The sequence below is a fragment of the Pseudomonas anuradhapurensis genome, from assembly GCF_014269225.2.
Taxonomy (GTDB): Bacteria; Pseudomonadota; Gammaproteobacteria; order Pseudomonadales; family Pseudomonadaceae; genus Aquipseudomonas; species Aquipseudomonas anuradhapurensis.
In genome coordinates this window covers 4,064,146-4,087,669 of the sequence record NZ_CP077097.1, presented here as the reverse complement: position 1 = coordinate 4,087,669, position 23,524 = coordinate 4,064,146, and the positions used below count along the sequence as shown (strand labels likewise).

Annotated in this window: 20 protein-coding genes; 7 read left to right on the top strand and 13 right to left on the bottom strand. The window is 64.1% G+C overall.

Going from position 1 to position 23,524, the window contains the following annotated elements; all coding sequences use genetic code 11:
* Positions 1 to 51 precede the first annotated feature (51 nt).
* From HU763_RS18730 to HU763_RS18700, 7 genes are all read left to right on the top strand, one after another.
* Positions 52 to 948 (top strand): nitrilase family protein, encoded by an 897-nt coding sequence (locus HU763_RS18730; protein WP_186688130.1) that lies wholly within the window; start codon positions 52 to 54, stop codon positions 946 to 948.
* 11 nt (positions 949 to 959) lie between these two features.
* Positions 960 to 2,114, top strand: coding sequence for a hypothetical protein (locus tag HU763_RS18725; RefSeq protein ID WP_186688128.1), 1,155 nt, complete (start codon positions 960 to 962; stop codon positions 2,112 to 2,114).
* Positions 2,111 to 3,100 (top strand): asparaginase, encoded by a 990-nt coding sequence (locus tag HU763_RS18720; protein WP_186688125.1) that lies wholly within the window; start codon positions 2,111 to 2,113, stop codon positions 3,098 to 3,100. The genes HU763_RS18725 and HU763_RS18720 overlap by 4 nt, the downstream gene beginning before the upstream one ends.
* A gap of 91 nt (positions 3,101 to 3,191) precedes the next feature.
* Positions 3,192 to 3,740 carry a UPF0149 family protein gene (locus HU763_RS18715; protein ID WP_186688122.1) on the top strand — a complete coding sequence of 183 codons (549 nt, stop codon included), beginning with the start codon at positions 3,192 to 3,194 and terminating at the stop codon, positions 3,738 to 3,740.
* Positions 3,741 to 3,914: 174 nt separating this feature from the next.
* Positions 3,915 to 4,544 carry a glutathione S-transferase family protein gene (locus tag HU763_RS18710; RefSeq protein WP_170031754.1) on the top strand — a complete coding sequence of 210 codons (630 nt, stop codon included), beginning with the start codon at positions 3,915 to 3,917 and terminating at the stop codon, positions 4,542 to 4,544.
* A gap of 27 nt (positions 4,545 to 4,571) precedes the next feature.
* A complete protein-coding gene (locus HU763_RS18705; protein WP_186688120.1) occupies positions 4,572 to 6,608 on the top strand; it encodes a pyridoxamine 5'-phosphate oxidase family protein in 2,037 nt (678 codons plus the stop codon).
* A gap of 111 nt (positions 6,609 to 6,719) precedes the next feature.
* Positions 6,720 to 7,616 carry a LysR family transcriptional regulator gene (locus tag HU763_RS18700; RefSeq protein WP_170031748.1) on the top strand — a complete coding sequence of 299 codons (897 nt, stop codon included), beginning with the start codon at positions 6,720 to 6,722 and terminating at the stop codon, positions 7,614 to 7,616.
* Between the two features lie 13 nt (positions 7,617 to 7,629).
* Here HU763_RS18700 and HU763_RS18695 read toward each other — a convergent pair whose 3' ends face one another.
* The 13 genes from HU763_RS18695 to HU763_RS18635 all read right to left on the bottom strand — a co-directional run bounded on the left by HU763_RS18695 (position 7,630) and on the right by HU763_RS18635 (position 23,518).
* Positions 7,630 to 8,499, bottom strand: coding sequence for an aldose 1-epimerase (locus HU763_RS18695; RefSeq protein WP_186688119.1), 870 nt, complete (start codon positions 8,497 to 8,499; stop codon positions 7,630 to 7,632).
* A 25-nt stretch (positions 8,500 to 8,524) separates the two neighbouring features.
* Positions 8,525 to 9,805 carry a TRAP transporter large permease gene (locus HU763_RS18690; protein WP_170031742.1) on the bottom strand — a complete coding sequence of 427 codons (1,281 nt, stop codon included), beginning with the start codon at positions 9,803 to 9,805 and terminating at the stop codon, positions 8,525 to 8,527.
* Positions 9,806 to 10,333, bottom strand: coding sequence for a TRAP transporter small permease (locus HU763_RS18685; protein ID WP_186688117.1), 528 nt, complete (start codon positions 10,331 to 10,333; stop codon positions 9,806 to 9,808). It abuts the gene before it with no gap.
* Positions 10,334 to 10,397: 64 nt separating this feature from the next.
* A complete protein-coding gene (locus HU763_RS18680) occupies positions 10,398 to 11,369 on the bottom strand; it encodes a TRAP transporter substrate-binding protein (protein ID WP_186688115.1) in 972 nt (323 codons plus the stop codon).
* A gap of 63 nt (positions 11,370 to 11,432) precedes the next feature.
* Positions 11,433 to 12,314: a glucurono-1,5-lactonase gene (locus tag HU763_RS18675; protein WP_186688114.1), complete on the bottom strand. Its 882-nt coding sequence runs from the start codon at positions 12,312 to 12,314 to the stop codon at positions 11,433 to 11,435.
* A 26-nt stretch (positions 12,315 to 12,340) separates the two neighbouring features.
* Entirely contained in the window at positions 12,341 to 13,147 is an 807-nt protein-coding gene (locus tag HU763_RS18670) for an NAD-dependent epimerase/dehydratase family protein (protein ID WP_170031729.1), read from the bottom strand.
* Positions 13,148 to 13,229: 82 nt separating this feature from the next.
* Entirely contained in the window at positions 13,230 to 14,468 is a 1,239-nt protein-coding gene (locus HU763_RS18665; RefSeq protein ID WP_186688111.1) for an OprD family porin, read from the bottom strand.
* A gap of 283 nt (positions 14,469 to 14,751) precedes the next feature.
* Positions 14,752 to 15,354: a hypothetical protein gene (locus tag HU763_RS18660; RefSeq protein WP_186688108.1), complete on the bottom strand. Its 603-nt coding sequence runs from the start codon at positions 15,352 to 15,354 to the stop codon at positions 14,752 to 14,754.
* Between the two features lie 56 nt (positions 15,355 to 15,410).
* A complete protein-coding gene (locus HU763_RS18655) occupies positions 15,411 to 16,061 on the bottom strand; it encodes a hypothetical protein (protein ID WP_225931895.1) in 651 nt (216 codons plus the stop codon).
* A 41-nt stretch (positions 16,062 to 16,102) separates the two neighbouring features.
* Complete coding sequence (locus tag HU763_RS18650; RefSeq protein ID WP_186688102.1) at positions 16,103 to 16,768, bottom strand: hypothetical protein; 666 nt, start codon at positions 16,766 to 16,768, stop codon at positions 16,103 to 16,105.
* Between the two features lies 1 nt (position 16,769).
* Positions 16,770 to 21,125, bottom strand: a complete 4,356-nt coding sequence (locus HU763_RS18645; RefSeq protein ID WP_186688099.1) for an RHS repeat-associated core domain-containing protein — start codon at positions 21,123 to 21,125, stop codon at positions 16,770 to 16,772.
* Positions 21,126 to 21,134: 9 nt separating this feature from the next.
* Positions 21,135 to 21,569 (bottom strand): DcrB-related protein, encoded by a 435-nt coding sequence (locus tag HU763_RS18640; protein WP_186688096.1) that lies wholly within the window; start codon positions 21,567 to 21,569, stop codon positions 21,135 to 21,137.
* Between the two features lie 11 nt (positions 21,570 to 21,580).
* A complete protein-coding gene (locus HU763_RS18635) occupies positions 21,581 to 23,518 on the bottom strand; it encodes a type VI secretion system Vgr family protein (RefSeq protein WP_170031711.1) in 1,938 nt (645 codons plus the stop codon).
* Positions 23,519 to 23,524 lie beyond the last annotated feature (6 nt).

The window sequence follows — 23,524 nt, the reverse complement described above, 5'->3', positions numbered from 1 at the left end:
AACCCCGCTTTACTGGCGCCCTTCCAAAACAACCACAAGAAGGAAGCTGCCATGTCTGCACATTGTCCCGCCGTCAGTCCAGTACGCATCGCCGTCATCCAGTACGACCCGCAGGTCGGGCTCGAGCATTGCGACGGCAACCTCAGCAAAGGCCTGGCATTGGCCCGTCGCGCCGTGCGTGAAGGCGCCAACCTGATCGTGCTACCAGAGCTGGCCAACACCGGCTACACCTTCCGCACCCGCGCCGAGGCCTATGCCCACGCCGAAACCCTGGAAGCAGGCGTCAGCCTGAAAGCCTGGGCGGATTTCGCCAGGGAATATCAGGTCTACCTGGCTGCAGGTTTTGCCGAACGCGACGGGCTGAAGCTCTACGACAGTGCCGTACTGTTCGGCCCTGAAGGCCTGCTGGGGCATTATCGCAAGGCCCACCTGTGGAATCAGGAGAAGCTCTGGTTCACCCCCGGCAACCTGGGTTTTCCGGTATTCGAGACACCGATCGGGCGTATCGGCCTGCTGATCTGCTGGGACATCTGGTTCCCTGAAGTGCCACGGCTGATGGCAGCACAAGGCGCCGACATTATCTGCAGCCTGAACAACTGGGTGTGGACCCCACCACCGTTGTTCGATGACACGGGGCGCTGCATGGCTTCCTATCTGACCATGACCGCGGCACACGTCAACAACCTCTACATAGCCGCAGCCAACCGCATAGGCCATGAGCGGGGCGGGCGCTTCCTGGGTTGTTCGTTGATTGCCGGCACCAATGGCTGGCCCATCGGCGAGGTGGCCAGTGCCGAAGAGGAGAGCATTGTCTTTGCCGATGTCGACCTCAGCAGTGCCCGCTCGGCACCGATCTGGAACAGCCTCAACGACCTGCCACGGGACCGCCGTACCGATCTCTATGACGCGACCCTGGGTTATCGCCTGCATGCCGCGATGCCGCGTTGAGGAGGTCGCACATGAAAACCTTGCATGCTCTGGATCGGAAGCATTTGTCCCTGGTGCTGTTCGTCAGCCTGCTGGCGGCGCTGGCTGCCAGCCTCGCCCACGGCCACTGGCCGGACTACACGCAACTGGCGGCGACACTCGACCAGCCACTGAGCCGGTTGCGCTGGATCGTCGGGGATATCAGTGAGGTGGCGTTCTACAAGCACGAACTGCCCGCCCTGGGCTTGCTGCTGGGGGCTTGCCTGGCGCACCTGGCCCAGGTGCACGGGTATCGTTGGCAGGGTTTTGCCATCTGCTATGGCAGCGGGCTATGGCCATGGGTATTCACCAGCTCGCTGTTGGGCCTGCTGCTCAGCCACGCGTTCTGGGGCTGGACCTTGGCCAGTGGCACCTGGCAGCCGACCTTCGTCGCCTTCGTATCGCTGCCGGCAGCCATGGTGCTGCTGTACGGCGCGGGTTGGCGGGTCACGCTCAGCGGCGCACTGCTGGGGGCGGTGCTGGTCACCCCGGCCAGTCTGTTGATGGTCAACTACCTGTGTTATCCGCTGCAGTTGCCGGTGGTGGTCGGCAACGTCAGCGGCATGGCGTTGGCAAGCCTGGTTGCGTTCATGCTGTGCCGGCGCTTTCCGTCATGGGTGCGGCACAGTCACAAACCCGCGGTACGCGAACCCGTTGCTGCGCAACTCGATTACGGCGTTGTCTGGACCTTGCGACGTGTCCTGGCCGATTTCAGCGAAGCGCCATTCTTCGGTAATGAGCTGGCCAGCCTCGGGCTGCTGCTGGGCGTGGTCCTGGCTTACATGCTGGCCCCAGCAGCGCCGGCCTACGGTTCGCTGCTGCTGTTGCCGATGGTCGCCGGGCAGGCGTTGGCTTCACTGGTCGGGGTGTTGTTCTGGCGTCGTCAATGGCAGGCGCGAGGGTGGTACCCCACCTACATCCCCATCGTCTCGATCGTCCCGGCCGCTGTGCTTGCCCATGGTGGTAGCTGGCAAGTCGTGGTGGGCAGTGCCGTGCTCGGCGCGCTGGTGGCGCCCCCGCTGGCAGTGGCCATTACCCAGCGCTTGCCGGCCTATATGCACGGCTACCTGGGAAATGTGCTGTCGATGGCCGTCAGTACGCTAGGGATCGTGCCGCTGGTTGGCCTGCTGGCAGGAGGTGTTGCATGAGCGCGCAAACACACCTGCCGAAACTGTCGATCGGCAGCCTGGGCGGCACGGTGAGCATGCAGGCAAGCGCCAATGGATGCGCGGTGGTGCCCAGGCTTGGTTGCGACGCCTTGCTGGCAAGCGTGCCGCAACTGCGCGAGATGGCCCAGCTTGAAATGGCCACGCTGGGCCTGCTCCCCAGCGCCTCGCTGGGCTTTGCGACGCTGCTCGACGTGTTGGCCTGGGCGCGCGCAGAGGTGGAGCGTGGAGCGCAGGCGGTAATCCTCACCCAAGGGACCGACAGCCTTGAAGAAACGGCGTATTTCCTCGATCTGCTGTGGCCGTTCGATGCGCCAATCGTGATGACCGGTGCCATGCGCGCGGCCAGCCAGCCGGGCTGCGACGGCCCGGCCAACCTGCTGGGTGCGGCGCACGTTGCGCTGGCGCCGGGCAGCCGTGGGCGCGGCGTATTGGTGCTGATGAATGATCAGGTCCACAGCGCAGCAAGGGTGCGCAAGAGCGCCAGCCTGGCGATGGCTGCATTCGAGTCGCCCGGTGGTGGCGCGCTGGGCGATGTCGTCGAGGGCGTGGTGGTCTATCGCCAACCGGCTACACGGCGGGAGGTGCTGCCGCTACCGCAACGCAGCGAACATCGCGTTGCACTGCTGGAAGCCTGCCTTGACGCGGATACAGCAATGTTGCAGGCCGTTGCCACGCTCGGTTACCAGGGGCTGGTCATTGCCGGATTTGGCGCGGGGCATGTTTCCGCTTGTTGGGCCCAGGTGCTGGATACGCTGGTGCCCGCCTTGCCGGTAATCGTCGCCACCCGCACAGGCAGCGGCCCTACAGCCCGCGCCACCTATGGGTTTGCCGGAGCCGAGATCGACCTGCAAGGCAAAGGTGTACACATGGCCGGGCAGCTTTGCCCGCGCAAGTGTCGCATTCTGTTGTGGTTGTTGATCGGCAGCGGCAGGCAGCACCTGCTGCAAAGCCTGTTGCCAGGCTGAGCAAACTGCCCGCGGGTCGACAACCGCGGGCAGCCCTTGGGCGGTTCTGTGCTAGGGTGCACACACTTTTGCTTCTCAGGATGCCCACCCCATGCTACCCGCCCTCAGCGAAAAAGAACTCGACCGCCTCGAAGACCTGCTGATCACCTACGGCAACGATTACTCGGTGCTGAACCTGGCCGAGCTCAATGGTTTTTTCACGGCGCTGGCCAGCTCGCCGGTCAGCGTCGCTCCGGAGCAATGGCTGCCCGTGGTGGCGGGCGGCAAGGTGCCGAAATTCAAGAAGCCGGCGCATGAAGAGGCCTATACGGCGTTGATGCTGCGCTATGCCAACCAGGTGGCGGAACAACTGAATGATGACATCGACCAGTTCGAGCCGCTGTTCGAGGAAAGCGAAGGCGAGCAGGGCACGGTGATCGTCATGGAGGAGTGGTGCTTTGGCTACATGCGCGGGACTCAGGTCGCTGGCTGGGAGCCGCTGCCTGCGCAGCAGGATCAGTTGCTCAAGGCCATTTCGCTGCATGGGCTGGAGGATAACTTCGAGCTGCTGGACCAGATGAGCGAAGAGGACATCCAGGCTTGCGTACCTCAGGTGATCGAGGCAGCACGCGGGCTATTCCGCTACTTCAAGCTGCACTGAATCCTGCGGGTGCCCCTGCGGCGGATGCTCGCGGGGGCTCTGGCCGGCACCTGCGTCAGCATTATTGCGCCAGGCGAAATTATGGTTTCCCCGGCGCACTGATTCTGTTGCCAGGCGAACCCGTGCAGCATGTGCTCCATCAGCCCACCCCGGAGCTGACCAGGAGCCAAGCCCATGTCGAACCCGATCAAGCTTTACAACTTCCCCAAGTCCGGCCACGCCCACCGCATCGAGCTGATGCTTGCGCTGCTGAAGCTGCCCACCGAGCTGGTCTTCGTCGACCTGGCCAAAGGTGCGCACAAGCAACCCGACTTCCTGGCGCTGAACCCGTTCGGCCAGGTGCCGGTGATTGATGACAACGGCACGGTGATTGCCGATTCCAACGCCATCCTCGTCTACCTGGCGAAAAAGTATGACAACGGCACCTGGCTGCCCGAGGAACCTGCCGCTGCCGCCCGCGTGCAACGCTGGCTGTCGGTCGCAGCCGGCCCACTGGCATTCGGCCCTGCCGCCGCGCGCTTGGTGACGGTATTCGGTGCTTCGTTCAATACCGATGAAGTGATTGCCCGTGCCCACACCTTGCTCAAGGTGATCGACGCCGAACTGGCCAAGGCACCCTTCCTGGCGGGTGATACCCCGACCATTGCCGACATCGCCAACTACTCGTACATCGCCCATGCACCAGAAGGCAACGTGTCGCTGGAGCCCTACGCCAACGTACGCAACTGGCTGGCCAGGATCGAGGCGCTGCCGGGCTTCGTGCCGATGCCGCGCACCGTGATCGGCTTGCAGACCAGCGCCTGACAGTTCTTCAGCACGAGGAACGCCGCCATGCAACAGAACCCGGACCACCGCCCCTCGCCCTGGCATGCGGGCGAGAAAACCCTGCAGGAAAAGGTCGGTGTCGCGGAGCGCATGGAGGCGTTCGGGCGGAAGGTGATTCGCGACTACATGCCCGAGCAGCACCGTACCTTCTATCATCAGCTGCCGTTCATGATCGCCGCCAGCGTGGATGCCCTGGGCCGCCCTTGGGCGACCGTACTGGAAGGGCCGGAAGGCTTTGTCAGCTCGCCGGACCCTCGCCAGCTGACGATCGACACCCAGCTGCCGGCAGACGACCCCGCCACCGCCGGGCTGAGCGCCGGGCAGGCGGTCGGCCTGCTGGGTATCGAACTGCACACGCGTCGGCGCAACCGCCTCAACGGGCAGATCCACCAGGGCGTCAACGGCCAACTGCAGGTCACGGTCGAGCAATCGTTCGGCAACTGCCCGCAGTACATCCAGTTGCGCGAATACACGCGCGTCATCGAACCCGCCCAGGGGCGTGTCGATGCGGTGACGCTGGATGCAACGGCTGTCGACATGATCCGCGCAGCCGACACTTTTTTTGTCGCCAGCTATATCGAGCATGGCGCTGGCCAGCGCTCGGTGGATGTCTCCCACCGTGGCGGCCGGCCCGGCTTCATCAAGGTCGAAGGCAATCGCCTGACCATCCCCGACTATGCCGGCAACCTGCACTTCAACACCTTGGGCAACCTGTTGGTGAACCCACGCGCAGGGTTGCTTTTCATCGACTTCGCCACGGGCAATGTGCTGCAGCTCTACGGGCGTAGCGAAATTCTGCTGGATAACCCGGCCAGCCAGGCCTTCGACGGTGCCGAGCGCTTGTGGACGCTGGACGTCGAGCAGGTGGTGTGGCGCCCGGCGGCCGTGTCCCTGCGCTGGGCGTTCAAGGAATATGCGCCCACCAGCCTGGCGACCGGCACCTGGGAAGAAGCCGAAGCGCGCCTGCAGCGACGTCAGCAGCAGCGCCAATGGCAGCCGTGGCGTGTGCTGCGGGTAGAACAGGAAAGCCACGATATCCGCTCGTTCTACCTTGAACCGCCTGCCGGCAGCAAGGTGACCTTTGCCGCGGGGCAGCATGTACCGGTGCAGGTGCAGCGCGCTGGCGAGGCGGCGCTGATCCGCACCTACAGTTTGTCCAGCGCGCCTTCCGACCGCTACCTGCGCATCAGCGTCAAGGCTCAGGGCCCGGCGTCGCGGCACTTGCATGAGCGCATAAGCGCGGGCGATGTGCTGAATGTGCGTGCGCCCATGGGGAGCTTCGTGCTGGACCCGCACAGCACCCGGCCGCTGGTGCTGATTGGCGCAGGGGTGGGTATCACGCCGTTGCTGGCCATGCTGCGCGAACAGTTGAATACGCAGCAGGCACGGCCTGTCCACCTGTTCCATGGGGCACGCAGCCTGGCCGACCTGCCGTTTCGTGACGAGCTGGCAGGCTTGCAGCAACGGGCCGGCGGCCTGCTGCAGGTGCACCGTGCCCTGAGCCAGCCGGAAGAGCAGGCGTTGCTGGGGCGTGATTACCAATTCGCTGGTCGGTTGGGGATCGAGCAGGTCAAGGCAACGCTGGCGCTGGGTGACTACGATTTCTACCTGTGCGGCCCGGGCAGTTTTACCCAGCAGTTGTATGAGGGGCTGCGCGGGGTGCATGTACCGGATGCGCAGATCCACGCCGAAGCCTTCGGCCCTTCGACGCTTCGGCGGCACACCGACGCGGGCCAGCCCAGCCTGCAGCAGCCGCCGGCTGCCAGCGAGGCGGTGCCCGTGTACTTTGCCGCTTCGGCCAAGGAGGCGCGCTGGGCGCCCGGTAGCGGCACGTTGCTGGAGCTGGCCGAGGCACGCGGATTGGCCCCGGAATTCAGTTGCCGAGGGGGATCGTGCGGTACCTGCAAGACCCGGCTGGTGAGTGGCCAGGTGCATTACCCGAACCCACCGGCCGAACTGCCGGAGGCCGGTTCGGTGCTGATCTGTTGTGCCGTGCCGGCCAAGGTGGCAGAAGGCGGGCAAGCGTTGGTACTGGATGCGTGATTCGCCTGCCTCTTCCGCGGGCTGTTGCAGGAGCGGCCCGCGGACGCAACAGCAGCACAAAACGCCCAGATGAAAGATAATCCCGGCACCTCATGCCCACCAGGAGCCCGCATGGACCAGATCCACCTGATGAAGGTGTTCGTCGCCACCGGCGAACTGGAAAGCTTCGCCGCCGCTGCTCGGCGCCTGGACATCTCTCCTGCGGCGGTTACCCGTGCCGTCAGCGCCCTGGAAGAACAGCTCGGGGTCAAGTTGCTGCTGCGCACCACCCGCAGCGTCCGCCTGACCGAAGCCGGTAACCGCTACCTGGAAGATAGCCGGCATATCCTCGCCAGTATCCACGAGGCCAACGAAGCCGCCGCCGGCATCAACTCGACGCCCAAGGGCGACCTGGCCGTCACTGCGCCCATCCTGTTCGGCAAGAAGTTCGTCATGCCGTGTATCGTCCGCTACCTGCAGCAGTACCCTGAAGTTGACGTTTCCGCCTACTTCCTCGACCGCATCGTCAACATGGTCGAAGAGGGCATGGACGTGGCCGTTCGCATCGGACCCTTGCCGGACTCCGGGCTGAAAGCACTGCGCGTGGGCAGGGTCCGGCGCATGCTGTGTGCCTCTCCCGAATACCTGGCGCGCCATGGCGTGCCGAAGCACCCGTCCGACCTGGCCGGGCATGCGGTGATCGGCACCACCAACCTGTCGCCACGCGCCGGCTGGCGTTTCGGGGTGGCCGAGGAACCGACCCTGGTGCGCGTCAAACCGCGCTTGACGGTCACCAGCAATGACGGGGCAATCGCCGCCGCCAGTGGCGGGTTGGGCATTGCCCGCCTGCTGTCGTACCAGGTCGCGGATGAACTGGCCAGTGGGCAGTTGCAGGTGCTGCTGGCCGAGTACGAGGAGGCGCCCTGGCCGATCCATGTGCTGCACCGGGAGAGCAAGTACGGTTCGGCCAAGGTCCGGGCGTTCATCGACATGCTGGCGCAGGCGCTGAGGGCTCAGCAGCTGGATTGATACCCCGGTACCCTTAGAGCGCCTGGTACTGCATCGTGAACGTCAGGTTCAGCGCGTCCCCCTGCTGTAACAAGCGCAACCCCGGGCGCCCCGGCAGGTGGTGCGCATTGACCGGATGGCTGACCGGCTCGAAGCAGAAAAAGCCTTGCCCTTGCGGGCAGAACAACAAGAAGTGCTCCGCGCCGCTGGCACGGCATGCCAGTCGGTAGCCGGCGCTGGGCTGTTCGATCACGCATTCGCCCGGCCAGCCACTGAAGGCGTGGTCAACCAGCGCCTCCGGCAACCCCCCCATCGTATTGAAACACCATGGCTGCGGCACCGGCGCCTGGTACGAAGGCAACCGCCCCATGTCCGCCAGCCACACCTTGTTCGCTGGCGCATACAGCCTGGTGTCGGGGTATCGAGGGAAGTACGGGTGCAGCCCCAATCCATACCAGGTCGCCCGCGCATCGCGGTGGGTAACCTGCAGGCCCAGTACCAGTGCACCTTCATGCAGGTGAATATCGAGCGTTGCCTGGTAGGCGAAGGGGACTTCGCTGACCAGCGTCAGCCGCGCATGCCCTTCGCTGTGCCAGGCGACCTGCCAGGCCTGCTGCCAGGCACTGCCATGGATCGGGTACGGATCATGCGTGGTGTTCGGTAGCAATGCCTGCCAGCCCCCGGGGCGGGCAAAGCCACCCTCGGCAATGCGGTTGGACCAAGGCGCCAGTGGGTAGCAGGCCAGGCGGCGTGGCGAACCGCTGGCCAGCGCGTCGGCGCCGGAATGGCGCAGCAACGCCTGCCCGGTCGCCTTCACCTGCCAGTTGACCAGGCTGGCGCCCAGCTCCGGGGCCAGGCTCAGGCGGGTCAGGCGGTCGTGCAGATGCAGTTCGGTCACGACCATGCCAGGCGCCTCGGCTGCTTCCAGGTCACAGCAGCAGGCCTGGCAGCCACAGCGAAATAGCCGGGATGTAGGTCACGGCCAGCAGTACCAGGAACAGCGCCAGGTAGAACGGCAGCAGCGCCTTCACCGTCGACTCGATGCTCACCTTGCCGATGGCCGAACCAACGAACAGCACCGCCCCTACCGGCGGCGTGATCAAGCCGATGCCCAGGTTGACCAGCATGATCATGCCGAAGTGCACCGGGTCCACACCGATACCGGTGACCACCGGCAGCAGGATCGGCGTAAGGATCAGGATCAGCGGTGCCATGTCCATTACCGTGCCCAGCAGCAACAGCATGAAATTGATGCACATGAGGATCACGTAGCGGTTGTCCGACAGGGTCAGGAATGCCGTGGTGATCTTCGACGGGATCTGCATCAGCGTCATCACGTAGCCGAAGCTGGCGGCGAAGCCGATCAGGATCATCACGATGGAAATGGTCCGCACCGTGCGGTGCATCAGCTTGGGCAGGTCGCGCCACTTGTAGTCGCGGTAGATGAACATGGTCACGAAGAACGACCACACCACCGCCACGGCCGCCGACTCGGTCGCGGTGAACACCCCCGACAGAATACCGCCGAGGATGATCACCATGGCCATCAGCCCCCACAGCGCCTCACCGGCAATCTTCAGTGCCTGGCGCAGCGGTATGACTTCGCCCTTGGGGTAGTTGCGTTTTTTCGCGAACAACAGGCACAGGCCCATCATCACCGCGCTCAGCAGCAGCCCTGGCATCACCCCGGCCATGAACAGCGAGGCGATCGACACCGAGCCGCCGGCGGCCAGCGAGTACAGTACCGAGTTGTGGCTGGGCGGTGTCAGCAGCGCCTGCACCGAGCCGCTGACGGTGACCGCCGTGGAGAATTCGCGCGGGTAGCCCTTGCGCTCCATTTCTGGAATCAGCACCGAGCCCACCGACGCCGTGTCCGCCACCGACGAGCCGGAAATCGCCCCGAAGAAGGTCGAGGCCATGATGTTGACCAATGACAGCCCACCACGCACGAAGCCCACCAGCACCCCGGCGAAGGCTACCAGCCGTCGCGACATGCCGCCCTCGGCCATGATCGCACCGGCCAGCACGAAGAACGGAATGGCCAGCAGCGAGAATTTGTTCACCCCGCTGGCCACCTGGATCATCATCGCCTGCAACGGGATGTCGATCCACCAGGCGCCGATCAGCGCCGACAGGCCCAGGGCGTAGGCCACCGGCATGCCGAGCAGGATGAGCGCTACGAAACTGCCCAACAGAATCAACGCATCCATCTATGCTGCTCCTTCGTTTTCTTCAAGCTGCTCGATACGCACCACCTTGCGCTGGCTCTGATCGCCCAACAGAAGTTTTTCCACCACGAACACCAGGGTCAGCACCCCACCAACCGGGATCGGCGCATAGGCCATGCCCACCCGCACACCTGGCAGGGATGCCAGGTACTGGTTCCAGGTGGTGACGCACAGCTTGGCGCCGTAGACCGTCATGAACACGCAGATCAGCACCATCAACACCTGTACCAGCAAGGCCAGCCACTGGCGCTGTTGTGCAGGCAGGCGGTCGGTGAGCATCGCCACCGCCATGTGCGCCCCGGCGCGATAGCTGGCAGCGGCGCCGATGAAGGTGAATACCACCATCAGCAGGATCGCTACCGGTTCCGGCCAGCTGGAGCCGGCCCCGAGCACGTAACGGGCGAAGATGCCCCAGGGGATGATCAGCGACATGGCCAGGATCGACAGGCCGGCGATCCAGATGCAGCCGCGGTACAGCGTGTCGTTCACACGCAGGGCAAAGTCTTTCATGGGCATCACCAAAGCGGCAGGGCGGCGGCCGCACTGCCGAAGTCGTTCGGGGAAAAGGCCGTGGTTACTGGACCGCGTCGATACGTTTCATCAGGTCGGCGTACTGTGCACCGTACTTTTCGCGCACCGAAGCGGTGGCGTCGTAGAACGGCTTCTTGTCCACGCTGATGAACTCGACACCGGCGGCCTTGAGTTTCTCTTCGCTGGCCGCGGTTTTGGCGTCCCACAGCACGCGCTCTTCCATCTGCGCCTCGCGGGCCACCTTCTTCACCAATGCCTGCTGCTCCGGGGTGAGCTTGTTCCAGGTGGTCTTGGACATGACCACTGGCTCGGGCAGGATCAGGTGGCCGGTCAGGGTGTAGTACTTGGCGTTCTGGTAGTGGTTGTGCTCGAGCAGGGTCGGCGGGTTGTTCTCGGCACCGTCGATCACGCCGGTCTGCAGGGCACTGAAGATCTCGCCGGTGTCCATGGCGATGCCGTTGCCGCCCATGGCGTTCATCATGTCGATGAACAACGGGTTGCCCTGTACGCGAATCTTCATGCCCTTGAGGTCTTCCAGGCTGCGCACCGGCTTCTTCGTGTAGAGGCTGCGCGAGCCACCGTCCATCCAGGCCAGGGCTACCAGGTTGAAATCGGAGTTGGTGATCTTGTCGAGGATTTCCTGGCCGATCTCGCCGTCGATGACCTTGCGCATGTGCTCATGGTCACGGAACACGAACGGCATGTTGAACACGTTCACGTCCGGCACCACCGGGCCGACGATCCCCAGGCTGACGCGGGTCATCTGCACGGCGCCGATCTGCGCCTGTTCGATGACCTCCTTTTCCGAACCCAGTACGCCACCGGGGAACATCTTGAAGGTGATCTCGCCATTGCTGGCCTGCTCAAGCTTGTTGCCCATGTTCTGCTCGGCGACCACGGTCGGGTAGCCGGCCGGGTGGATCTCGGCGAACTTGATGTCCAGGGCCGAGGCGGGCAGGGGCAGGCTGATGGCGAGAGGGAGTACCGCGAGGAGCAGTTTGCGTTTGAACGTCATGATGAAACTCCGTGGTTTTTATTATCCGGTTTCGGGCGTGCAAGTGTGGCTGCGGCGTGGGGCTCAACCCCGGTAGGCAGGCTCCTCCAGGCCCTTGGTGCCAGGGCTCAGGGCAAACACCCCGCCAGCCAGGGGCTGGTCGCTGAGGTCGATGCCGGTGGGGCGGATCGAGGTGACGTACAGGGTGTCCAGGTTGGCACCGCCAAAGGCGCACATCGACGGCTTTTTCACCGGTACGTCGAGTGAGCGGTCGAGGCGGCCGTCGGGGGTGAAACGGTGGATCTGGCCGGCGTCATTGCCGCAAATCCAATAGCAACCGTCCTGGTCGATCGCGGCACCATCAGGGCGGCCAGGGTAGCCGCGCATGTCGACGAACAGCCGTTTGCCATGTGGCGTGCCGCTGTCGATGTCGTAATCGAACACCCAGATCTTCTGCACGTTGGGGTGCGAGTCGGACAGGTACATGCGCCGGCCGTCAGGGCTGAACGCCAAGCCATTGGGCACGATCATGCCGTCCTGCTGCAGTTGTAGCCGGCCTTCGCCGTCAAGCCGGTACAAGGCGCCGACATGGGCGCCTTGCGGCATGTCGAGCAGCATGGTGCCGGCCCAGAAGCGGCCTTGGCGGTCACAGCGGCCGTCATTGAAGCGCATCCCGGCCTGGGCGTGCTGCACGCCGCCGAGCAGGCGCTTGTCCAGGCTGCCGTCAGCCTTCGCCCGCAGCGCAAAGATGCCGCTTTCCATGCCGGCCACCCAGCCGTCGCCGCTACGGGCGATACAGGCGAGCATCTCATCGCCTTGCCAGACCTGGTGCGCGCCATCAGCCGCCTGCCAGCGGTGCAGCTGGCGCGCAGGAATATCGACCCAGTACAGGGCTTGTTCGTCAGGGTGCCACACGGGGCTTTCGCCGGTGCCATTGCGGGCGTCGACGATCAGTTCGCAGTTCATGGCCTTGCCTCCAGGCATGCGTAGGGTCAGTCGAACGGGCCTGCCGCGGTGAAGGCACCGCCCTGATAGACCATGCTCGGGTCATCGGCGGCAGGTGCCGGCTGGGCTTCCACGACGCTGCGGAAGGTTTCGGAACTGTCCTTGGGCCGGTAGCCCAGGTGCGCGGCATGGCGGTTGTCCCACCACACGGTGCGGTTGTCGGATGCGCCATAGACGATGGTGTGGCCGACATCGGGCGTGAACAGCCCGCGCTCGATCAGTTGCACCAGGTCGTCATAGCTCAGCCAGGTGCAGAGCATGCGCGGGTTCTGTGGCTGCGGGAACGAGGAGCCGATGCGGATGCTGACTGTCTCGATACCGTAGCGGTCGTAATAGAAACTGGCCAGGTCTTCGCCGTAGCACTTGGACAGCCCGTAGTAGCTGTCGGGACGGCGCGGCGAATGGGCGTCGATGCGCTGGTCCTGGCGGTAGAAACCGATGGTGTGGTTGGAGCTGGCGAAGATGATGCGCCTGACGCCGTGCTTGCGCGCTGCCTCGTACACGTGGAACACACCGCAGATGTTCGGGCCGAGGATGTCTTCGAACGCATGCTCGGTGGAAACGCCGCCAAAGTGCAGGATGGCATCCACGCCCTCGACCAGGGCATGCACTGCCGCTTTGTCGGCCAGGTCACAGACGATGACCTCTTCATGCGGGCCCGCAGCAGGTGCCATGGGCTTGATATCGGAAAGGCGCAGGACCTCGGCGTAGCCTTGCAGGCGTTCGCGAAGGACCTTGCCCAGGCCGCCTGCCGCTCCGGTGAGCAGCAGGCGATTGAGGGGAGTGGTGGTCATGGCCGGCTCTTTTTGTGATTGTTGTAAGTTGTCGTATGACTGTGCCGATTATTGTGGTTGCTTGTGATGGTTGTCAATCACATCACAGCAGCGACAACGGGTAGTTGAAGATCAAGCGGTTCTCATCGAACTCGTTGTTGCTGTAATCCCGGCGAATCGACGAGTTCCGCCATTTCACGCTCAAATCCTTGAACGGCCCGCTCTGGATCACATACGCCAGCTCGGTCTCGCGCACCCACTCCTTGCCGTCGGTCACGCCCCCGCTGTGAACATCGCGCCCGCTGATATAGCGGTTCATCAAGGTCAACCCCGGCACCCCCACGGTGACGAAGTTGAAATCATGGCGTACCTGCCATGAACGCTCGTTGGCATTGTCGAAGCTGGAGTTGTAGCTGTCGTTGGCCAGGGTCCCGCCACTGGTGCCGTTGACACGCATCCAGGCATCGCCGTCGACCTTCTGCAGCCCGACCCAGAAGGTGTTGCCGGCGTACTTGGCCGAGAACATGCCGGACCAGGTCTTGTTGTCCAGTTCGCCCGCGCGTTCGGAACCGTCCTCGTCGCCATGGAAGTAGCTCAGGTTGGCGCCCAGGGTCCAGGCGCCAAGCGGCTGGCTATGGCTCAGTTGCAGGTACTGCTGCTGGTAGACGTCCTTGAGTACCGCGTTCCACAACCCCACCAGGGTACGGTCCTGGTTGAACTTGTACTCGCCGCCGGCAAAGTTGAAGCGGTCCGACACACCACCGCCGTAGCTCATGTCGTCCATGCTGGCGTCGTTGCGTGGGCTGTTGCCGCGAAATTGCCCGCCGTACAGGGTCAGCCCGGCGATCTCGTTGGAGGTCACCTGCCCGCCACGGAAGGTCTGCGGCAACGAGCGCCCGTCATCCGAGCGCAGTATCGGCAGCACCGGCATCCATTCGCCTACCTTCAGTTCGGTCTTCGAGATCCGCAGCTTGCCCGCCACCGCCAGGCGGCCATAGTCATCCGCCGGCTTGCCATCATCATGGCGCGGCAGCAGCGCCGTACCGTAGGTGCCACCGCCGCCGTCGAGCTTGACCGACCACAGCCCCAGCACATCCACACCGAACCCGACCGGCCCTTCGGTGAACCCCGAGCGGGCATCGAGGATGAAGCTCTGCGTCCATTCCTCGGCTTTGCCCTGTGGGTTGCCAGGGTTGGTGAAGTTGCGGTTGATGTAGAAGTTGCGCAGCCCCAGCGTGGCCTTGGCATCGTCGACAAAACCGGCGGCGAAGCTGGTGCCCGGCAGGCTGGCGATGGCCCCGGCACCCAGCAGGGCGAAGGGCAGGGTTTGGCAGATTTTCATTATTGTTGTGCTCCCTAAGGGTGTGGCAACCCGACCACCGGGCACGCGCAGGCGGCCTGCGGCGGGGCGGGTAGGTGAAGGGCCGGTGAGGGCCTGGGTGGATGTGCGGTAACCGGGCGCTAGCTGCTCAGCGGCGTAAGCCCGCTGGCTGGGGAAAGAGGAGGGTGCAACAGGCGGGGATGCAGCGGGGTGAGTGCCGACATGGGTTCGTCCACGGATTGTTGTTTTTGTTATGTGTTGTCGTACAACTGTGGGCGATTATTAGCAAGCGGCAGCGGGGCTGTCAACGCTCCGCGTAGTGCAGCAGGGTGAATGTAAAGCAACCAGGACATTGCTGTTCCAGCCACGCTTTGGCTCTTTCACTGAGGAAGTACCCGCGATAGACATCCCCTTTGAAGAAATCGGCTTTTTCGTCGGCCTTGAGCACCTGGAGATACTGGCCGAGGTCGGCAGGTTCGTGCCGTGGGTCCTTGAGCAGGTTGAGCTTGCCTACGACGAATGCCTGCCAATACGCCGGCATGCTTGCGGCAAGCGCAGGGTCATGCGGCAGGCAGTCGATGATCGAGGTCGGCCCACCTTCCAGCTCGAGGTAATCGGTGATGGGCTTGCGGGTATCCCAGTGCAGCCAGTCAAGCTGCACGATGTGGGTTTTTTCCAGGTGCTCATACCGACTGATGCCTTTCAGGCCGCTTCGTTCCAGGCCTTCCTTGACCGGCTGGGTGAGCACCAGCGAACCCGAGCGGATATACGCAGGCGGCGTGTACGGCCCAGCGCGCCTGATGCTGTCCACATCGGTATGTTCATCCCAGGCGATCATGCCCTGGAGCAGTACCGCGCCCCAGTCTCCCCAAGGAGACGGCGAGTTGTCGAAATGGTAGATGTTCACGTGAATCTTCTCGGCCCTTGCTGCTTATGGACGGTCGTCTGGAGTCGGCAGCCCATTCAGGTGAACTGAATGAAGAAGAAACCGGCGTCGTCGCCTTCCTTGCCACGGCGCGCCTGCATGTCCACGAACAGATAACCGATGCCTTCGCCGAACAGCCCAGCATGCTGCGGGCTGGCTTCGGCCACGTCGGCGTCCACCAGTTGCATCATGAACATGTAGCGCGGTGGTTCGTAGATCGGGTCCTGCAGCCAGCAGGGGCGGCCGCTGGGTTTGCTCAGGCCGATCCCGCTGTCCTCGTCCTCATGCTCCTCGTCATGCTCCTCGTCAGTCATTTCTTCAAAGTCGATGAACGCTCGTTCCAGCAGCAAGGGGGGATTGCTGGGCTCCAGTGGCTGGCTGGCGAGCTCATGCAGGATGACCCGGGCAAAGCCGGCGTTGATGACGTTCTCCAGTTCAGACTGCAGATTGACTGTATAGCGACGCTGGAGCGGGCGGCTGAAGCCACCGTCCTGCTGTTGCTCGACGGCGAGAAAAACCGTGATAGCTATGCCTGGCGGGACGAACCGGGCCGGTTGGAACTGTTCGGTCAGGGTCAGGATGGGCGTCATCAGTCCGCCGGTTTGCGGGTTGACCGGCCACAAGGAAAGGTCCTTGAGCAAAGGCGCACCACCGATCTGGCCGAAGCCGCGATCTTGTTGGGATAGCACGATCCTGTTCATGGCAAGCCCTTTGAGCTTTGACGGGGCATTCAGGCGTACTGAACGAAAAAGAACCCGGCTTCGTCGCCTTGGTTTTTCCGCCGGGCTTGCTTGTCCAGATAGATGTAACCGATGCCATCCAGGAAGATCCCTTCCTGCTCGGGAGCCCAGCGGCTGATTTCATAGTCGGTCAGTTGCAAAAGGAGCAAGTACCGGTCTGGAACATAGATGGGATCTTGCATCCAGGCTGCTCGACCGAGTTGCTTGCTAATGCCCAGACCGGAGTCTTCGTCAGCGTGCTCTTCGGAGAATTCCTCTTCGGTCATCGGCTCGAAGTCGATATAACGGCGCTCCAGCAAGAGCGTTCCAGGCGGGGCGGTTAACTCCTCCTTACACAGCCGGTGGAGAATGAACCGTGCATAACCATTGTGGATACCGGGTAGCTCCGCTTGCTCATGAAGTGAGTAGCGGCTGACAACAGACTGCTTGAAGCCGCCGGCGCGCTGCTTTCGAGCGGTGATGAATACCGTGGCAGCCATGCCGGGCGGAAAGATTTTAGCCGGCAGGAAGTTTTCCGTGACCGTACACAAAGGCGTCATCGGCTCCTTGGTGTCGGGCGCCAGAGGCCACAAGCCTGGGTCGTCCATGCGGACGCTGCCACCCACCTGACCGAAGCCTTTGTCTTCGTCGGTAAACACGATTTTCATTGAATGCATGTCAATAACATCCCTTGCTTTTTGCATACGACCGGGCGAGCCGCCTGGCGGTGCGGAGTTGGTCCAGGGTCACGATATTACGGGACACCAATGTGTTGTAGATAGCTGAGGACATCAGTCGGATTTCCAGTTTGCCGCGCTTGAGCATCTGGTTTGGCCCCAGCCCTCGTAGTGCTCGCAAACGGCGCTCCTCGTCGTGAACCATATTGTGGTGGCTACGCTTGAGCGCCATCGCCGGGTTGCCTTTTACCCGGTTAGTCGTGGCGATACCTTTTTCCTGCATGAACTTGTGACGCATGATTTCATGGGCATCGTGGCCGTCTTTTTTATGAGCATCGGTGCCGAATCCTGCGGTTTCGCCTTCCTTGAGCAGCCCCCATGGGTCAATCCACGTGAATGGGTTCGGTGCAAACTCGTAAAGGTTCAAACCACCGGCCAAACCGATTGGGTCTGGCTGGGTAAAGCGGCCTATCTCCGGGTCGTAGAAGCGGAACAGGTTGTAGTGCAGGCCGGTTTCGCGGTCCAGGTACTGGCCCTGGAAGCGCAGGTTCTGATCTTCCGGCAGACGGCTGGCCCGCTGTTCATCCCAGCTTGCACCCCAGCTCAGGTAGCGCGCCGACCACACGGCCTCGCCGGTGTCATCGGTCAACTGTTCCGGCAGGCCATTGATGTCATTGTGGTAATGCAGCACCTGCTGATGAGCACCCTGGCCATCCACCCGGGCCAGCGGTTCATGGCCATCGTCTTCGTACAGGTACAACGCCTGCCGGCCATTGTGCTGCTCGCCGAGCAGGCGCAGGCCACTCCAGCTGAAGCGGGTGCGGCCAACCACTTGGCCGTCGAGCGTCGATTCGATCTTCTCGGTGCGCCGGCCCATCGGGTCGTAGCGCATGTCGATGATGCGTTCCCGCCCAGGTTGCAGGTTGCGCACCTGGACCAGCCGGTGCTCGGCGTCGTAGCGAAAATGCTGGGTACCGCGTCGGCGGCTGCGTTTTTCCACCAGGCGACCGAAGCCATCGTAGCGATAGCGCTTGTCCTCGAAAGTGAGCACGCGGTTGTGTCGGACCAGCCCGGCGCCTGCCGCCTGCGGGTCAAGCAGGTTCCCGGCCGGGTCGTAGCGGAACGCTTCGCGCTGGCCGGCGGGGCTGTCCTGACGGCCCAGGACATGGCCGCAGCCATCATGCTGATAGACCTGCAGATACCCGTTGCCGGGGTGCTGCACCTCGCGTACGGCCAATTGGTCGGCGGCGTCGAACTGGTACCGCTGCTGGTCTGGCGCCGGCAGCCGGCTGGGCTGGGCTGCCGGGCGACGGAGCAGGGTGCGCAAGCGTCCGCCACGGTCGTACTGGCGTTGAATCGCCAGGTTACCCTGCAGGCGCAGCGTCTCCCGGTGGACGCGGTCACGCTCGAAATCGCACACCGCCTGGCCATCGAGGTTGATCTGGTGCAGGTGCCCGCTGCCGTAGTACAGGCGGTTGATCCAGCGGCCGTCGGGTACTCGCGTGCGGGTGAGATTGCCGAGCGGGTCATACTGGTACTGCACGCTGCCCTGCGCGCTGTGTTCCTCGAGCAACTGGCCCAGCGCATCGAAGGCGAAGCCCAGTTCCTCGACCTGGCCATCCACAGTGGTACGACGGATCGCAACCACGTTGTCCAGTGGGTCGTTGCAGTAGTCGGTGCGTCCCTCATCGGTATGGCGGGTCAGCAGGCGGCCGCCTGCGTCATAGGCCATGCGGTGAATGATGGGTGCCTCGTCGCTGCCCGGCGCAGGCAGGAAGGTGACCTGGACAAGATTGTCCAGCGGGTCGTACTGGTAGCGCCGCAGGCCACCGTCCAGATCGCGCTCGGCGATCAGCCGGTCGCCTGCATCCCATTCGAAACCGTAGGCCTCGCCATTTTCGTTGTACAGCGCAAGCAGGCGCCCATAGTCGTCATGGTGGTAGCGGACTTGTCGACCGAGCGCATCGATGCGCAGCTGCAACTGGCCACGGCGGTTACGCCGGTATTGGGTAACGTGACCTGCCGTGTCGATGTGGTGGGCCAATAGGCCGCTGGCATCGAGGGCGAATGTTTCGCTGCGGCCATCGGGCAAGGTCACGCTGCGCAAGCGGCCTTTGTCGTCATGCCGGTAGTCGGTGCGCTCGCCCTGGGCGTCGGTAATCGATTGCAGATGGCCCAAGGGGTCGTAGGCGAGGCGGGTCAGGTAGCCGGAGCAGTCCCGCTGTTCGACCAGCAGGCCCCGTTCGTTCCAGCGCAGGTGGCGGCTGGAACCGTTGGCATCGATGATTTCGACAGGGTTGCCCTGGCTGTCATGGCGATAGCGGGTGTGCTGGCCCAACGGGTCGGTCTGGCGCGTGCAGTTGCCCCGTTGGTCATAGGCGAAGGTCCGGCGCTGCCCTGCCTGGTCCGTCTGACTGCGCGGCAGCGACCAGTGTTCGAGCCATTCGGTCGACTCGCTACGCCCCAGCGGGTCGACGGTCTCGGCAAGGTTGCCCGACTCATCGTAGAAGAACTGCCAGCGGCCATCCATGGGGTCGCTGGCCGCGAGCAGCTGGCGCTCGTCATTCCATTCGAAGCGCCAGGTGCGCTCAAGGGCATCGGTATAGGCGGTGATCTGGTACTGCTGGTTCCAGTGGCGCACGGCAACGCGGCCAAGGCTGTCGGTCACCCGGGTGATGCCGGCGGCGACGTCGTATTCGAAGGCGTAGCTGTCGCCGCCGCTGGTCCAGTGCCGCACCACCCGCCAACCGTCCTCATGCTGCGCCCATTCGTAGTAGCAACACAGGCCGCCGCCGGTACGGTGTTCGATCATGCGTCGGGCGGGGTCGTAGGCGAAGCTGCGCAGCGGCTGGCCTGCGCCATCCTGTACCTGAGCGAGGTCACCGTTGGCGTCGTAGCCATAGCTGGCCAGGCGTTGCGATTCGCCGCTCGCCGCGTGGAAGTCGATGTGGCTCACACGCTGTGGCCATTGCTCGCTGTAGCCGAGCTGGACACGCACCTGGTCGAAGGTGTCGCGCAACTGGCAGAGGCGGCCCTGCTGGTCGTAATCCAGATAGATCCGGTTGTCATTGCGATCGCCGATCTGGCTCAGGCGCAGTCGATCGGGCCGCCCCGGGGTTGGCTGGAACAGCCGATACTCGCCTTCGCGGCTTTCGGTCAGCAGCTCGCCGTTGTGCGCCCGGCGTACGCTCAGCCCTTCACCGACGCTGAACACCGCATCGCCCAGGGTAATGATGCCCATATCGACCCGGCGCGCCTGCTCGTCGACCAACACCAGGCGGTCGTCTGCATCGACCTGCACCGAAACTTCATAGGGCAGGCTCCAACCCGCGCCGAACAGGCCATCGACACGCTCGTCGTGGCTGTTGTAGAAGCGTTGCCAGGCGATCGGCAGGGTGGCTTGCACGGTGAAGTCGAGGTCTTCCTCGCCACACAGGACCTTGCCGCCGGTAGCTGCGTGTACCGGGTTGGGCGAACCGGCCATGGCCTGGGTGAGGGCGCTGGTCACCTGGCCGGTAACCACGCTGCTCACGCCGCCCACCAACATGCAGCCGAACTTGCTGTAGAACTTGCCGCCACGCCCGCGCAGCAGCATCAATGCGGTCACCGCCAGGCCGATGCCGGGCGTCTTGCCGCTGCGAATCTCGCGCACCACGATCGGTTCGCCGCCGATGCGCACGTTGTTCGACACCAGGCCGCCATCGACGATCACCGCTTCGCAGGTGCTGCGGTCACCGCTGCGGCAGGCCGGGTGGCCGTTGATCAGCACCTTGCTGGAACCCTCGGCCAGGTACTGCGGTGGCATCGGCGGGTGCTTGCTGCACAGGACCTTGTCGTCCGGTACCGGCAAGGTATTGGCGGCGGGCGCGGCCACGGTCGGCCGCCACATCTGCGAGAAGAAGCCCTTGGCCATGTCCAGGAAGCTTTCCTCCTGGGCCTCGGCGCCTTCCGCGCCGGCTTGCTCCAGCGCTGCCGGCGGGCCAGTGACGACGCCGGCAGCGCGCGCCGCGCGCTTGCCGTTGGTGCGGGTGTCCGACGAGCCACTGATGATGGTGGCCTGCACCGATGGCGGGAACAGGAAGTTGCCGATGCCCTCGCATAATCGGCTCAAGCCCGTATCGGCACCGGTCTTGGCCATGACCACGCCGACCACCAGGCCGACCACCGCGCCCAGCACGAAGCAGCCCAGGCCGCCGGTGGCCACGGTCAGGCCGAATGCCGCAGCCACGGCGGCGGTGGCCAGGGCACCGATGGCCACGGTGGCGGCGATTTCCAGCACCCCCCCGACAATGTCGGCCAATATCGAGGTGTGCATCAGCGCGTCGCCTTCGCGGGCGGCCCACAAAGCGTCGGACATGGCCCAGGCTCAGCCGAGGTTGTCGAAGTCGAGCGACTGCTTGATGGCTGCCCAGTGCGCTGCTTCGGCCGCGCCCAGCGGGCTGGCCTTGACGTAGCTCAGGGCAAACATCTTGCGCGTGCCGGGCAGCACCAGGGCCAGCTGGTACTGGTGGACCTTTTCCTGGCCCTTGCTGAACTGGCTGCTCAGCTCGATGGCGGCGATCGCCTGGCCGGCGCCTACCTGCACGGCCTGGGCGGGCTGCATGCGCAGGTCCTTGACCTGTTGCTGCAGGCGCTGCAACTGGCCGTCGAAATTGCTCTGCAGGGTCTCGCCCTCGGCCAGCAGGCTGCGGCTGATGATCAGCGAGGTGGCCAGGGCCTCGAAGCGCAGGATGTTGATGCTGCTGTCCTGCACGGCGGCATCGGGCAGGGCCAGGCGGAATTCGTTGACGCGATAACTCATGACAGGTCTCGTTACTGGTCGGAGCCGGAGAAGATCGCCTTCACCGAGTCGTCGATGGTCTTTTTCACACCCTGGTTGTCGGGTGCGGTCTGCGCACCGCTGCCGACGTTCAGGTCGAGGGTGCCGTCGGTATTGATCTCGCCGTTCTGCTTGGCATGGAAGCTGAACTGCTCGCAGCTGATGTTGATTTGGCCGCTGGCGTTGAGCTCGATCACGCTCTTGCCACAGACCAGCCGCAGGTTTTCCCCGACCTCGATCAGGTAGCTGGTGCTGACGCTGTCGGTCTTGCTGGCACCGACCAGCAACATGTCGTCGCGGCGCACGGCACGGATGCGGTCCTGGCCGATGGTGATGGTTTCCAGCATGCCCACCGTCTGGGTGCGGTTGATGCCGACCGCCAGCGTCTCGCACTGCTCGACCACGGTGTCCAGGTTGCGCTCGGCATGGATGTACAACTGCTCGGCGCCTTTCTTGTCTTCCATGCGGATTTCATTGAAGTTGGCCGGGCTGCCGCCCTTGCTCGAACGGCTCTTCATGCCGCTTTGCGTGGCATTGGCGGGCAGGTCGTAGGGCACGCTCTGTTCGGCGTTGTACACGCGGCCAGTGATGATCGGCCGGTCGGGGTCGCCTTCGAGGAAGCTGACGATCACCTCCTGGCCAATCCGCGGGATCTGCATCGAGCCCCAGTTCTTGCCAGCCCAGGCCTGCGATACGCGGATCCAGCACGAGCTGTTCTCGTTGGACTGGTCGTGGCGGTCCCAGTGGAAGTGCACCTTCACCCGGCCATACTGGTCGGTCCAGATCTCCTCGCCAGCGGGGCCGACCACCACGGCGGTCTGCGGGCCCTTGACGATCGGCCGCACGGTGCTGCCCTGCGGGCGGAAACTCTGCTGGGCGTCGATGCAGCTGAGGTTGCTCTCGAACTGCGCGGCGCCGCTGCCGGTGCCGCTTTCCAGGCGCTCCTGATGCACGTAGTAGCGTGCGCCGACGATCAGGTATTCGCGGTTCTGGTCCTGGCGGGTGAAACCGCTGAGGCTGAACAGGTGGCCGCTGCCCAGGCCGCGGGCATTGCCGCGCAGCTCGACCCGCTCGTGCAGGCTCTGCAGCGACTCCAGGCGCGTGCGCGCGTAGTGCTCGCCGTCCTGGCTTTGCTGGTAGGCGCCGGGGTAGTCGTACAACGGGTAGTCACCGGCCTGGTGCGGGCGCGGCATGGCCGAGCGCACGTCGATGCGCGCGCTGGGGCGCTGGAAGTCATAGTCGTTGAGCTCCAGCGAGCCTGGCTGCACTTCCTGGGCCAGGTGCCAGTCATTGATGTGGTCACGCTCGCGGTGCTGCCCGTCCGGCGGGTAGTAGGGCACGCTTTCGTAGCCAGGCATCTGCGGGTGCGCGCCGTAGGCATCGGCCAGCACCAGCACGTGGCGCTGCGCTTCATGGCGGAAGAAGTAGTAGATGCCTTCCTCTTCCATCAGCCGGCTGACGAAGTCGAAGCTGGTCTCGCGGTACTGCACGCAGTATTCGCGTTCGCGGTAGCTACGGCTGAGGGCATCCTCGAAGTCGGAAAAGCCCAGGTCGCGGAACACCTGCTTGATGATCTGCGGCGCGCTCAGGTGCTGGAAGATGCGGCAGTCGCTGGTGCGGGTCAGCAGCCACAGCCACGGCCGCAGGGTGACCCGGTAGCTGGCGAACTGGCCCTGGTCCACCGACTGGCTGCAGCGGGCGACGATGCCGTGGAAGTAGCGTGAGGTGCCGAGGCTCAGTTGCACGCTCAGGCTCATCGGCTTGCCCAGCAGGGCATTGAGGTCGATGGCCGGGTCGTCGCTGGTCAGCTGCAGCTCATAGTCGAACAGGCGGCCGAGCTCGTCGCTGCCGCCCATTTCGGCCAGGATCAGCTTGTCCGGCCCCAACGGGCTGTTGATCTGCGCCAGGCGCGTGAACTGCGTGAACAGCATGGTCGG

Bases quoted from the DNA above. Each gene is read 5' to 3' on its own strand.
- HU763_RS18730 (WP_186688130.1), top strand. From the start codon at position 52: ATGTCTGCACATTGTCCCGCCGTCAGTCCAGTACGCATCGCCGTCATC.
- HU763_RS18725 (WP_186688128.1), top strand. From the start codon at position 960: ATGAAAACCTTGCATGCTCTGGATCGGAAGCATTTGTCCCTGGTGCTG.
- HU763_RS18720 (WP_186688125.1), top strand. From the start codon at position 2,111: ATGAGCGCGCAAACACACCTGCCGAAACTGTCGATCGGCAGCCTGGGC.
- HU763_RS18715 (WP_186688122.1), top strand. From the start codon at position 3,192: ATGCTACCCGCCCTCAGCGAAAAAGAACTCGACCGCCTCGAAGACCTG.
- HU763_RS18710 (WP_170031754.1), top strand. From the start codon at position 3,915: ATGTCGAACCCGATCAAGCTTTACAACTTCCCCAAGTCCGGCCACGCC.
- HU763_RS18705 (WP_186688120.1), top strand. From the start codon at position 4,572: ATGCAACAGAACCCGGACCACCGCCCCTCGCCCTGGCATGCGGGCGAG.
- HU763_RS18700 (WP_170031748.1), top strand. From the start codon at position 6,720: ATGGACCAGATCCACCTGATGAAGGTGTTCGTCGCCACCGGCGAACTG.
- HU763_RS18695 (WP_186688119.1), bottom strand. From the start codon at position 8,499: ATGGTCGTGACCGAACTGCATCTGCACGACCGCCTGACCCGCCTGAGC.
- HU763_RS18690 (WP_170031742.1), bottom strand. From the start codon at position 9,805: ATGGATGCGTTGATTCTGTTGGGCAGTTTCGTAGCGCTCATCCTGCTC.
- HU763_RS18685 (WP_186688117.1), bottom strand. From the start codon at position 10,333: ATGAAAGACTTTGCCCTGCGTGTGAACGACACGCTGTACCGCGGCTGC.
- HU763_RS18680 (WP_186688115.1), bottom strand. From the start codon at position 11,369: ATGACGTTCAAACGCAAACTGCTCCTCGCGGTACTCCCTCTCGCCATC.
- HU763_RS18675 (WP_186688114.1), bottom strand. From the start codon at position 12,314: ATGAACTGCGAACTGATCGTCGACGCCCGCAATGGCACCGGCGAAAGC.
- HU763_RS18670 (WP_170031729.1), bottom strand. From the start codon at position 13,147: ATGACCACCACTCCCCTCAATCGCCTGCTGCTCACCGGAGCGGCAGGC.
- HU763_RS18665 (WP_186688111.1), bottom strand. From the start codon at position 14,468: ATGAAAATCTGCCAAACCCTGCCCTTCGCCCTGCTGGGTGCCGGGGCC.
- HU763_RS18650 (WP_186688102.1), bottom strand. From the start codon at position 16,768: ATGCATTCAATGAAAATCGTGTTTACCGACGAAGACAAAGGCTTCGGT.
- HU763_RS18645 (WP_186688099.1), bottom strand. From the start codon at position 21,125: ATGTCCGACGCTTTGTGGGCCGCCCGCGAAGGCGACGCGCTGATGCAC.
- HU763_RS18640 (WP_186688096.1), bottom strand. From the start codon at position 21,569: ATGAGTTATCGCGTCAACGAATTCCGCCTGGCCCTGCCCGATGCCGCC.
- HU763_RS18635 (WP_170031711.1), bottom strand. From the start codon at position 23,518: ATGCTGTTCACGCAGTTCACGCGCCTGGCGCAGATCAACAGCCCGTTG.